7 protein-coding genes are annotated in these 9,441 nt (G+C 71.8%); all 7 read right to left on the bottom strand.

The genetic code is table 11. From position 1 onward, the window contains the following. Nucleotides 1–137: 137 nt before the first annotated feature. Nucleotides 138–1,712, bottom strand: coding sequence for a serine hydrolase domain-containing protein (locus tag BKE38_RS05085; protein ID WP_076956278.1), 1,575 nt, complete (start codon nt 1,710–1,712; stop codon nt 138–140). Nucleotides 1,713–1,877: 165 nt separating this feature from the next. Beyond that, complete coding sequence (locus tag BKE38_RS05080) at nt 1,878–3,023, bottom strand: ribonucleotide-diphosphate reductase subunit beta (RefSeq protein ID WP_207553493.1); 1,146 nt, start codon at nt 3,021–3,023, stop codon at nt 1,878–1,880. Between the two features lie 12 nt (nt 3,024–3,035). Further along, the gene (locus BKE38_RS05075) at nt 3,036–5,960 is read right to left on the bottom strand and encodes a ribonucleoside-diphosphate reductase subunit alpha (RefSeq protein WP_076956286.1); all 2,925 of its coding nucleotides are present in this window, start codon (nt 5,958–5,960) and stop codon (nt 3,036–3,038) included. A 357-nt stretch (nt 5,961–6,317) separates the two neighbouring features. Then, entirely contained in the window at nt 6,318–6,686 is a 369-nt protein-coding gene (locus BKE38_RS05070) for a winged helix-turn-helix domain-containing protein (protein ID WP_207553492.1), read from the bottom strand. Nucleotides 6,687–6,732: 46 nt separating this feature from the next. Beyond that, on the bottom strand, nt 6,733–7,800 hold the full coding sequence (locus BKE38_RS05065; RefSeq protein ID WP_076956276.1) for a sulfate/molybdate ABC transporter ATP-binding protein: 1,068 nt from the start codon (nt 7,798–7,800) through the stop codon (nt 6,733–6,735). Then, nucleotides 7,797–8,633 (bottom strand): sulfate ABC transporter permease subunit CysW, encoded by an 837-nt coding sequence (cysW, locus tag BKE38_RS05060; protein WP_076956275.1) that lies wholly within the window; start codon nt 8,631–8,633, stop codon nt 7,797–7,799. Before cysW ends, BKE38_RS05065 begins: the two co-directional genes overlap by 4 nt. After that, nucleotides 8,630–9,439, bottom strand: coding sequence for a sulfate ABC transporter permease subunit CysT (gene cysT, locus BKE38_RS05055; protein ID WP_076956274.1), 810 nt, complete (start codon nt 9,437–9,439; stop codon nt 8,630–8,632). Before cysT ends, cysW begins: the two co-directional genes overlap by 4 nt. Nucleotides 9,440–9,441 lie beyond the last annotated feature (2 nt).

The raw sequence follows: 9,441 nt of genomic DNA, 5'->3' as shown, positions 1-9,441 counted from the left end.
CATCCCGCCCGGTCCCCCGAACGGCATGCGGGGCGGCAGAGCGCCGGGCTCTGGGCCCGGCGCTCTGCCGCCCCGCATGCCGTTCGGGGGACCGGGCGGGATGGGCGGCGGTCCGCCGCCGGGTGGGCCGCGCTAGCTCAGCGCGTCCAGCGGCCCAGCCCGCTGGCGTCGTAGTACTGCGCGCGAAACCCGACAGCCCGCCCGCCTGCCATGTCGAAGCGGAGGCTGGCCAGCGAGCCTGGCGGCGCGTTCTCGCCACCCGGCGCCATGGCGAAGTCATCGCCATCCCAGGGCAGCAGCGGCATGTCCACCGCTTTCGGACCCAGGCGCAGCAGCAGGCCCGACGGTCCACGCACCACCTCGGCCGGGCCGTGAAAGGCATTGTCGTAGCGGCCGAGACAGGCCTCGGGCGCGCGCGGCGCGGTGGCGGGGACCGGCGGCGTCTTCCCGGCCAGGTCGCCCTCCGGCGCGAAGAAGGCGGCGAAGGCCTCTCCGAAGGTGGCGGCCCAGTCCCGCTGCGGCGCGCCGAATTGCAGCCGGTCGAGGAAGGTCGCGGCGATGGCCTCGGCGACGCCGACCGGCGCGGCATTGGTCAGCACGACGATGCCGATGCCCTCGCCCGGCAGCAGCTGCATCGCCGTGGCGCCGCCCAGCAGGAAGGCCCCGGAATGGCCCAGCATCACGCGTCCGCCAGGACCCACGCCGACATTGAAGCCGAAGCCGTAGAAGCCGGGACGCGCGCCGGGGACATGGCCGGGTGCGGAGAGGGCCTGCGGCTGGAAGGCCGGCGCCAGCGCCTCGGCCGGCACCAGCGGCGCGCCGCCGGCCAGCAGCATGGTCATCCAGGCCGCCAGGTCCAGCACATTGGAAGACACGCCGCCGGCCGGCGACTGCGCATCGGCGTCGCGGTCGTAGAGCGGGCGGAACCCCTCGGGCGTGCGGGCATGCAGGACGGCGCGGTCGGCGCGCGCCAGGAAATCGGCATGGCGGGAGCTGGTGGCGCCCATGCCGAGCGGCCGGTAGAGCGCGCTCTCCGCCAGGCTTTCCCAGTCCTGGCCGGCGGCTGCGGCGGCGGCCTCGGCGCCCAGCGTGAGGCCGAAATTGCTGTAGGCGTAGGAGGCGCGGAACGGCCGCAGCGGCAGCAGCCGCAGCCGCTCCAGGATGGCGCGGCGGCCGAAGCCCAGATCCTCCAGCTGGTCGCCGGCATAGGCGGGCAGGCCCGTGCGATGCGCCATGAAGTCGCCGATGCTGGCGCGGGCGGCGATCCCGGGGTCGGACAGCCGCAGCCAGGGCAGATGGCGCTGCGCCGGATCGTCCCAGGCGCAGCGGCCGGCGGCGACCTGGGTGGCGACGACGCTGGCGGCGAGCGGCTTGGACAGCGAGGCGATCTGGAAGACGGTCTCGGTCGTCACCGGCGCGGCCTGGTCGATGCGGCGCCGGCCGAAGCCGCGGGCGAAGCGCCGCTGGCCGCCGGCGACCACCGCCACCGCGACGCCGGGCACGCCGGCCGGCCCGCGGATCGCCTCGACATCCTCTGGCAGAGCGGCCAGCGCCCGCTCCAGCGCGTCCGGGACCAGCGGCGGCACGTCCTCGGGCGGGCTGTCGCCCAGGCGCAGCCGCGGGGATGCGGCGCCGCAGGCCGCCAGCAGACCGGTCCCCGCCAGGGCGCCGAGCGTCCGGCGACGAGCGGATCCGGGAAGGGGGCGGGCCATGGCAGGGCTTCCTCTCGCGGCAGGGGCGGATGGACTCGTTGCGAGACCGGAGGAAGCAGCATCGACCAGGGCGCCCGCCGGGTCGAGCGCCGGCGGCCAAGGTCACGATCACAGGAACGCCAGGGCCGGCACGGGGCGGCGCGCGGCCGCCCCGCAGCCGCGGCGTCAGTCCCAGCTCAGCGCGCCGCCATTCTGGTACTCGATGACGCGGGTCTCGAAGAAGTTCTTCTCCTTCTTCAGGTCCATCACCTCGGACATCCAGGGGAACGGGTTCTCCGCCTCCGGGAAGACCGGGGCGAGCGCCAGCTGGGCGCAGCGCCGGTTGGTGATGAAATGCATGTACTGCTCGCAGAGCGCGGCGTTCAGCCCGAGGAAGCCGCGCGGCATGGTGTCGCGGCCATAGGCCACCTCCAGCTCGCAGGCCTCGCGCAGCATGCCGCGCACCTCCTCCGCGAATTCGCGGGTCCAGAGCCCCGGATTCTCGGCGCGGATCTGGTTGATCACGTCGATGCCGAAGTTCAGGTGGATGCTCTCGTCGCGCAGGATGTACTGGTACTGCTCGGCGATGCCGACCATCCGCCCGCGCCGGCCCAGCGACAGGATCTGCGCGAAGCCGGTGTAGAACCACATGCCTTCGAAGACGACGTAGAAGGCGATGAGGTCGCGCAGGAAGGCGCGGTCGTTGTCCGGCGTGCCGGTGGCGAAGGCCGGATCCGACAGGTTCTGCGTGTATTTGAGCGCCCAGGCCGCCTTGGCGGTGATCGAGGGCACCTCGCGATACATGTTGAACAGCTCGCCCTCGTCGAGGCCGAGGCTTTCCACGATGTACTGGAAGGTGTGGGTGTGCACCGCCTCCTCGAAGGCCTGGCGCAGCAGGTACTGGCGGCATTCCGGGTTGGTCAGGTGGCGGTAGACGGCCAGCACGATGTTGTTGGCGACCAGGCTCTCGCTGGTGGCGAAGAAGCCAAGGTTGCGCTTGATCGCGCGGCGCTCCTCCTCGGTCAGCGCGTCGCGCGACTTCCACTGGGCGATATCCGCCTGCATGGAGATCTCGGTCGGCATCCAGTGGTTGTTGCAGGCCGAGAGATACTTCTCCCAGGCCCAGCGGTACTTCAGCGGCAGCAGCTGGTTCACGTCGGCGCGGCAATTGATCATCGCCTTGTCGTCGACCGAGACGCGGCCGCCGCTCTCGTCGATGGCGCCGAGGCCGGTGGCATCACCGGCTTCGAGCTTCTGCGCGGGCTGCGGCGCCGCGCCAGGGGCCGGCGCCACGGGCGCCGGATCGGACCAGTCGAGCATGTTGGTGTCCATCAGGTCCGTTCCTTACTGGCAGGCTTCGCAGGTGGGGTCGTCGAGCGAGCAGAAGTTTCCGACCTCGGTCGCCGGCACCGGCTTCGGCGCCGCGTTCACCACGGCGGAGGGGGCCGGCGGCGGCGGGGCCGCGACCACGGCGGCGGGCTGCGGCGCCGGCGCGGCGGCGGGCGCCACCTTCACCGCGTTCAGCTTGCCGTCCGAGGTCTTCAGCGTCGACTTCTCGACATGCGTCGCGCTCTGGGTGCGCAGGTAGTAGGTGGTCTTCAGCCCGCGCCGCCAGGCCAGGCGGTACAGCGCGTCCAGCTTGCGGCCGTTCGGATTGGCCAGGTACAGGTTCAGCGACTGCGCCTGGTCGATCCACTTCTGGCGGCGCGCCGCGGCCTCGACCAGCCAGGAGACATCGACCTCGAAGGCGGTGGCGTAGAGCGACTTCAGCTCTGCGGGGATGCGGTCGATGGCGCCCAGGCTGCCGTCGTAATACTTCAGGTCGGAGACCATGACGGGGTCCCAGAGCTCCAGCGCCTTCAGGTCGCGCACCAGGGACGGGTTCACCACCGTGAAGTCGCCCGACATGTTGGCCTTCACATAGAGGTTGCGGAAGGTCGGCTCGATCGACTGGGTGGCGCCGACGATGTTGGAGATCGTCGCCGTCGGCGCGATCGCCATCACGTTGGAGTTGCGCATGCCGATGGTCTTCACCCGCTCGCGCAGGCCGGTCCAGTCGAGGGCGGCGGAGCGATCCAGGTCCAGGCCGCCGCGCGCCTCGGCGACGAAGTCGACGCTGTCATGCGGCAGGATGCCCTGGCTCCACAGCGAGCCGGGGAAGGAGGCATAGGCGCCGCGCTCGGCCGCCAGCTCCACCGAGGCCTCGATGGCGTGGTAGCTGATCAGCTCCATGCTCTCATCGGCGAAGCGCACCGCCTCGTCGGAGGCCAGCGGCAGGCGCAGCGCATGCAGCGCGTCCTGGTAGCCCATCAGCCCCATGCCGACCGGGCGGTGGCGCAGGTTGGAGCGGCGGGCCTGCGGGATGGTGTAGAAATTGACGTCGATGACGTTGTCCAGCATCCGCATGGCGGTGCGGATGGTGCGCGCCAGCCGGTCGCGATCCAGACCCTTCTCCGTCACATGCTGGCCGAGGTTGATCGAGCCCAGGTTGCAGACCGCGACCTCGCTGTCAGACGTGTTCAGCGTGATCTCGGTGCAGAGGTTGGACGAGTGGACCACGCCGGCATGGCGCTGCGGCGAGCGCAGGTTGCACGGGTCCTTGAAGGTCATCCAGGGATGGCCGGTCTCGAACAGCATGGTCAGCATGCGGCGCCACAGCTCGAGCGCGCGCACCGTCTTGTGCACCTTGATCTCGCCGGCCCGGGCCTTGGCCTCGTAGCGCTCATAGGCTTCGCGGAAGGGGATGCCGTAGAGCTCGTGCAGGTCGGGCACCTCGTCCGGCGAGAACAGCGTCCATTCGCCATCGGCCTCGACGCGCTGCATGAACAGGTCCGGCACCCAGTTGGCGGTGTTCATGTCATGCGTGCGGCGGCGGTCGTCGCCGGTGTTCTTGCGCAGGTCGAGGAACTCCTCGACGTCGATATGCCAGGTCTCGAGATAGGCGCAGACCGCGCCCTTGCGCTTGCCGCCCTGGTTGACGGCGATCGCGGTGTCGTTCGCGACCTTCAGGAAGGGAACGATGCCCTGGCTCTGGCCATTGGTGCCGCGGATATGCGCGCCGAGGCCGCGCACCCGGGTCCAGGCATTGCCGATGCCGCCCGAATATTTCGCCAGCAGCGCATTGTCACGGATCGCGCCGAAGATGCCGTCCAGGTCGTCAGGCACGCTGGTCAGGAAGCAGGAAGAAAGCTGGGAATGCCGCGTGCCGCTGTTGAACAGGGTCGGCGTCGAGCACATGAAGTCGAAGGAGGAGATCAGGTCGTAGAACTCGATCGCCCGCGCCTCGCGGTCGATCTCGCGCAGCGCCAGCCCCATGGCGACGCGCATGAAGAAGGCCTGCGGCATCTCGAAGCGGATGCCCTGGGTCTGCTGCAGGTAGCGGTCGTAGAGCGTCTGGAAGCCGAGATACTGGAACTGCAGATCGCGTTCCGGCTTCAGCGCGGCGCCGAGGCGGGCCAGGTCGAACTGCGCCAGCTCGGGGTTCAGCAGCTGGTGCTCGATGCCGCGGGCGATATAGGCGCCGAAATACTCGGGGTAGCGCGCGGCCATCTCGGCCTGGCTGGTGGCGGGCGTGCCCTCGACGAAGACCAGCGCCTCGCGGCGCAGCTCGGCCAGCAGCAGGCGCGCGCTGACCTGGCTGTAGTTGGGCTCCTGCTCGATCAGCGTGCGGGCGGCCAGGATCGGCGCCTGGGCCAGCTCGTCCTCGCTGATGCCGTCATAGAGGTTGCGCCGGGTCTCGGCCAGCACCGGCTCGGGCGTCACATCGGACAGCCCCTCGCAGGCCTCGGCCACCGCGCGCGCCAGGGCCGCGGCGTCCAGCGGCCGCAGCACGCCGTCGCGGCCCTTGACCTGCAGCGCCGGCGCCGAGGGGGTGCTGACGGCCGCCACCGCCGCCCGCTCGCGCGCCCGGTCCTCGCGGTAGAGCACATAGGCGCGCGCCACCTTGTGGTGGCCGCCGCGCATCAGCGCCAGCTCGACCTGGTCCTGCACATCCTCGATGTGGAAGATCCGGTCGGCGCCGGTGTGGCGCGTCAGGCCGGCGACGATCTGTTCGGTCAGCCCCGCCACGATCTCATGGATGCGGTGCGAGGAGGCGGCGGACTGCCCCTCCACCGCCAGGAAGGCCTTGGTCAGCGCGATGCTGATCTTGCCCGGGTTGAAGGGGGCCGCCCGGCCGTCGCGGCGGATCACCTGCGCGCTCGCCGGCGCGGCGCCGGGCTTGCCGGCGGACGTGGCTTGGGGATCGGCGAGCGTGTCGTATGCGGACATGGCGGTGGCCTTCAACTGGGCTGCGGAGGGCATTTCGGACGACAGGTCCTGGCCGCGCGCGCCCAAGGGCGGCGGGGCCGGAAGCCGGTCGGGAGGGGCGTCACCTCCATGCCTCGGCCCCGAGAATGCCACCCCGAAAACACAATATCTAGGGGCCGGTTGCCCTGCTGACGCTACTTGTTGTGGATGACTTGGGGATAAAGCGGCGCAAGCCGCGGGTGGCGCAGGGGAAATGGGAAGCCCCCGAAGACTGCGCAACAACCCGTGCGCCCGGCCGGCTTGCCCGACTCGCAAGCCAGCGCGCCCGACGCGCGCAGCCTAGCAGCCTTGCGATCGCTCTCAATTGCCACGCGCGGCTCAGTCCTCTTCGGCGGCCGCTGGCAGGCGGGCCAGCAGCGCCGCGAGATGGGGCGCCGCGGCCGCCGCGGCGGCGGCCTCCAGCGCCCGGAACTGCGCCACCACCGCCTCGCCCAGTTCGGTCAGCCGGGCGCCGCCGCCCTTGCTGCCGCCGGTCGCCGTGGCGGCGACGGGGGCGCCGAAGGTGGTGTTCAGGTCCTCCACCAGCTCCCAGGCCCGGCGATAGGACATGCCCAGGCTGCGCGCCGCGGCCGAGATCGAGCCGTCGCGGGCGATCGCCTCCAGCAGCTGCACCTTGCCGGGTCCCAGCCGGCGCGCGCCCAGATCGACGCGCAGGCTCAATCGCGCCTCGGCCATTGCTTCCACCATCACCACCGTCCGGGGAGAGCTATAGTCGATTTTCTCGCGCAATGCCTCAGCCGGTGGCGAAAGGCGTATCGGCCAGGAAGACGCGGGCGGTCAGCGGGTCCAGCTGGCAGGTCTCCCCCGGCTCCAGCAGGCCCGGAGGGATCTCGGCTTCGATCAGCGCCGGCCCGACGGCGAAGACGGCCTGGACCCGGCCGCCTGCGGCCCGCGCCGAGCGCAGCACGGCATTGCCCGGCCCGGGCGTCGCCTGCCATTCATGGGTCCGCACGAACGCCTCGGCAGGCCCCTGCCCGGCTCCCGCGGCGGCCTCGCCCAGCAGCAGGGCGCGCGGCAGCGGGGCCAGGGGCAGGCCTTCGAAGATCAGCTCCTGGCTGGTCAGCCGGCCAGCGAAGCGTTGCGCCTGGCCGATGAAGCCGGCGACGAAGCCATTGGCCGGCTGGTCCAGGATGCGGGCCGGGGTGTCGAACTGCACGATGCGGCCGGCCTGCATGACGGCGACGCGGTCGGCCAGCTCCATGGCCTCGTCCTGGTCATGGGTGACGAAGAGGCTGGTCAGGCCGAGCTCGACATGCAGCGCCCGCAGCCAGTGGCGCAGCCCCTTGCGCACCTCGGCGTCCAAGGCGCCGAAGGGCTCGTCCAGCAGCAGCAGGCGCGGCTCGATGGCGAGCGCCCGGGCCAGCGCGACCCGCTGGCGCTGGCCGCCGGAGATCTGCTCGGGCAGGCGGCGCTCGAGCTCGGCGATCTGCATCCGCTCCAGCAGGCGGCGGACGCGGGCGGCGATCTCGGCCTCGGGCGGGCGGCTGGCGCGGGGGCGGACGCGCAGGCCGAAGGCGACGTTCTCGAAGACCGTCATATGGCGGAACAGCGCGTAGTGCTGGAAGACGAAGCCGATGCGGCGGTGCCGCGCCGGCACCTGGGCCATGTCCTGGCCGTCGATCCGCACCTCGCCCTGGTCGGGGAAGTCGAGCCCGGCCAGGATGCGCAGCAAGGTGGTCTTGCCCGAGCCCGAAGGGCCCAGCAGCGCCACGAATTCCCCGCCATCCACCTGCAGCGCGATGTCGCGCAGCGCCTGGGCGTTGTCGAAGCGGCGGCTGAGGCCGCGGAGCTCGAGGCTCATGCGGCGAGGCTTCCGCGCGGGCCGCCGCGTTCCAGCAGCGCCTTGGCCGCCAGCGTCACCAGGGCCAGCAGCGCCAGCAGCGCCGCCACCGCGAAGGCGCCGACGAACTGGTACTCGTTGTACAGGATCTCGATATGCAGCGGCATGGTGTTGGTCTCTCCCCGCACATGGCCGGAGACGACGGAGACCGCGCCGAATTCCCCCATGGCGCGGGCATTGCAGAGCAGCACGCCGGAGAGCAGCGCCCAGCGGATCTCCGGCAGGGTGACGCGGAAGAAGGTCTGCCAGCCGGAGGCGCCGAGGGTCGCGGCGGCTTCCTCGGCGCTGCGGCCCTGCTCCTGCATCAGCGGGATCAGGGTGCGGGCGACGAAGGGGAAGGTGACGAACAGCGTGGCCAGCACCAGCCCCGGCAGCGCGAAGACGATCTGCAGGTCATGCGCCTGCAGCCAGGGCCCGAACCAGCCATGCGCGCCGAACAGCAGCACCCAGACCAGGCCGGAGATCACCGGCGAGACGGAGAAGGGCAGCTCGATCAGCGCCAGCAGCAGGGCGCGGCCGGGGAAGTCGAACTTGGCGATGCACCAGGCGCCGGCCACCCCGCCGATGGTGTTCACCGGCACGGCGATGGCGGCGACCAGCAGGGTCAGCTCGATGGCGGCGATGGCGTCCGGGTCGGACAGCGCCTGCCAGACCGGGCCCCAGCCGCGGCGCAGCGCCTCGGTGAAGACGGCGGCCAGCGGCAGCACCAGGAACAGGCCGAGCAGCACCAGCGCCAGCACGCAGAGGACAATGCGGGCCCAGCGCGGCTCGGCGATGGCGGGGCGCGGGGTCATGCGCGGCGCCAGAAGCGGGTGGCCAGGTTCAGGGCCAGCAGCAACAGGAAGGACAGCGCCAGCATGGCCAGGCCGACGGCGGCGGCGCCGGCGTAGTCGAACTGCTCCAGCCGGACGACGATCAGAAGCGGGGCAATCTCGCTGACCATGGGCATGTTGCCGGCGATGAAGATGACGCTGCCATATTCGCCGATGGCGCGCGCCGAGGCCATGGCGAAGCCGGCCAGCAGCGCCGGGGCGAGCGCCGGCAGCACCACGCGCCGGATCACCTGGGCGCGGCTGGCGCCGAGGGTGGCGGCGGCTTCCTCGGCCTCCAGCGGCAGGTCGCGCAGCACCGGCTCGACGGTGCGGACGATGAAGGGGAGCCCCACGAAGGCCATGGCCAGGCCGACGCCCAGCGGCGTGTAGGCGACCTTGAGGCCGAGCGCCGCCAGCGGCTCGCCCAGCCAGCCATTCGGGGCGTAGAGCGCGGTCAGCGCCAGGCCGGCGACGGCGGTGGGCAAGGCGAAGGGCAGGTCGACCACCCCGTCCAGCAGGCGGCGGCCGGGGAAGCGGTAGCGGACCAGCACCCAGGCCACCAGCAGCCCGAGCGGCAGCATGGCCGCCGAGGCGGCAAGCGCGCCGAGGAAGGACAGGCGCAGCGCCGCCAGCACCCGCGGCTCGGCGAGCGACCTCCAGACGCCGAGCGGCCCGAGCTCCCAGGGGCGCAGCAGCAGGGCCAGCAGCGGCAGCAGCACCAGCCCGACCAGCCAGACCAGCGTCACGCCGAGGCTGGCGCCGAAGCCGGGCAAGGAGCGCTGCCGCATGC

The organism is Teichococcus deserti (assembly GCF_001982615.1).
GTDB lineage: Bacteria > Pseudomonadota > Alphaproteobacteria > Acetobacterales > Acetobacteraceae > Pseudoroseomonas > Pseudoroseomonas deserti.
This window is presented reverse-complemented; position numbering and strand designations above follow the sequence as displayed.